We start from the raw sequence: 1,958 nt of genomic DNA, 5'->3' as shown, positions 1-1,958 counted from the left end.
GAGGTGAGCGGGGCCGGTAGCATTTCGGCGGGCCACTGATGTTCTTGATGTGGCCCATGGGGCGGTAGCTCAGTCGGTTAGAGCCGTGGACTCATAATCCATTGGTCGCGGGTTCGAGCCCCGCCCGCCCCACTTCTGAAGGTGTTTCAGACTGCTTCTGGTACATGCGTTCGGCGGGGTCGGCCACCTCGTTCATGTGCGACATCGTGTCCTTCGATGCGTACCGCGCGTCGGACAGGTCGGACAGCAGCGTGAGAATCACTTGGTGCGCCTCGCCCGGCGGGAGCATGCCGCGCTCCGGGTCGATCACCTGCAACTCGGACAGGTCGAGGGCTTGGAACTTCGGGATAGCCAAGTCGACCAGGATCAGCGCCGAGTCGAGTTGTGCAGACATCCGCGGACACGCCCGAAGTGGCGTGGATGCACCCCGGGACGCCCGATGGATCAGCAACGCTCACGCGGCCCGCAGTACTCGATCCTCAACGCCTTTCGACGGCAACGAACACGGACGTGCCGCGTCACGACTCACTCGCTGACGCCCCAGCGGATCCAGTTCTGGACCCGCCAGATCACGTTGTACAGATTCCACGGCGCAACGTCGTAGGTGTCCCACTCCTGACCGACGTGGGCGGTCCATTCGGGGATCCGGCCACAGCAGATCCGGTGGTCGAACACAGCGAACAGGGCCTTGCAGAGTGCAGCACGCATCAGGTTTTCTCCTGAGTCGGGGCGGCCCCGGACCGGGGCTAGCCTAGGTGCGTGCTGTGCATGGGAGCGACAGTACCCGGCTGTACCGACACCAGAGGCGCTACTGCTCCCCGTCGAGTCTCCGAGTATCCGCTCGGAGATTGCCCGATCGGCCTCGGAGCGGCCATTCGTTGGCGAGTTCGACAGTGACCCTCGAGTCGTTGCCGGGGTCGGTTGCGTCGTACCAGAGCCGTGTCTGCTGTCCGTCGACGATCGTCGAGGAGGCATGAATGGCCATGTGGCGCTGGACCCATCGTGGGGTGCCGGTGCCGTCGGTGAATGTGAACGTCACGCTGGTGAGGATGCGGTCGCTTTCGCGGAAGGTCGTATAGCCCTTGTCGCTGACCGTCGCGCTCACGGACGTTCCGGTGTGTTGGAACTTCGCGAATGCGTTGCGATGCCCGGCTGCGTTGGGAGCGGTGTTCCTCTCCGCGCAGGACTGCCCGTTGGGTGGGGCGGACAGATTGATGCGGCCCGCGGCCGATGCCGGCGGGGACACAGGCACAAACGTCACGAAAGCTGCTGTGGCGAGGACGGATCCGAGAACATCCCGACGAGCGATAAATGTGGGCACTGGACGCCGGTGATGTCGGCGGCCGCTGATATCGGCGACGTGTCCCGACGATGATCCGGTGGTGGGAGGCGGCTGTCAAGGAACCGGCGGTGCATGAACCGGTGACGCCCGGCGTCGTCAGAGAGTGACCTCTTCGACCGTCTCCACGATCTGCATCCGAGGGTCCTGGACTATTGCCGAGGCAGGGCCGGACCACAACGTGCGGAGCTTCTCGTGCAGTCGCTCCGCTTCCTCGATGGTGTTCAGCTCCAGTTCGATCGAGACGGTGGTGGGGGTGCCGAGCGATCTGGCAACGCGATAACGAGTTACACCAGACCCCTTCCGGTCGACGGGGTCGCTGTCGAACATGGCTTTCCATGCATCGAAGTCGGGTACCGAGTGTTGTATGAGAAGTGACGGCATGATGGTCCTCTCGCCGTTCTCAGTATGCGCCGCCCCTCGGGTGTTGCAGCGGCAAATTCAGGGCAAATCGATCGACTCGTCCGGGGGCCGACCCGTCTCCGGTGCTGCCTCGCAGCGCGAACAGGACACGGGCGGGCGCCGTACGGCGGCAGTGGTGTGGGCGGTGACCGCGATGCTGCTGGTCGTGGTGGTCATCGCGGCCGATGCCTTCGGCGGACTGTTGCGACTCTCGGGA

Annotated in this window: 3 protein-coding genes, 1 tRNA gene and 1 pseudogene; 2 read left to right on the top strand and 3 right to left on the bottom strand. The window is 64.4% G+C overall.

The window, feature by feature from the left end:
- Window positions 1-58: 58 nt before the first annotated feature.
- Window positions 59-132: transfer RNA gene (locus WAW17_RS02155), tRNA-Ile, on the top strand.
- Between the two features lie 393 nt (window positions 133-525).
- Here WAW17_RS02155 and WAW17_RS02150 read toward each other — a convergent pair.
- From WAW17_RS02150 to WAW17_RS02140, 3 genes are all read right to left on the bottom strand, one after another.
- Window positions 526-708 (bottom strand): hypothetical protein, encoded by a 183-nt coding sequence (locus WAW17_RS02150; RefSeq protein WP_422331381.1) that lies wholly within the window; start codon window positions 706-708, stop codon window positions 526-528.
- Between the two features lie 100 nt (window positions 709-808).
- Window positions 809-1,261, bottom strand: coding sequence for a hypothetical protein (locus tag WAW17_RS02145; protein ID WP_422331380.1), 453 nt, complete (start codon window positions 1,259-1,261; stop codon window positions 809-811).
- 177 nt (window positions 1,262-1,438) lie between these two features.
- Window positions 1,439-1,669, bottom strand: coding sequence for a hypothetical protein (locus WAW17_RS02140; RefSeq protein ID WP_422331379.1), 231 nt, complete (start codon window positions 1,667-1,669; stop codon window positions 1,439-1,441).
- A gap of 37 nt (window positions 1,670-1,706) precedes the next feature.
- Between WAW17_RS02140 and WAW17_RS02135 the strand changes: the two are divergent.
- A pseudogene (locus WAW17_RS02135) lies at window positions 1,707-1,958 on the top strand (hypothetical protein); the annotation flags it as partial.

The organism is Rhodococcus sp. (in: high G+C Gram-positive bacteria), from assembly GCF_049286785.1.
GTDB lineage: Bacteria > Actinomycetota > Actinomycetes > Mycobacteriales > Mycobacteriaceae > Rhodococcus_F.
This window is presented reverse-complemented; position numbering and strand designations above follow the sequence as displayed.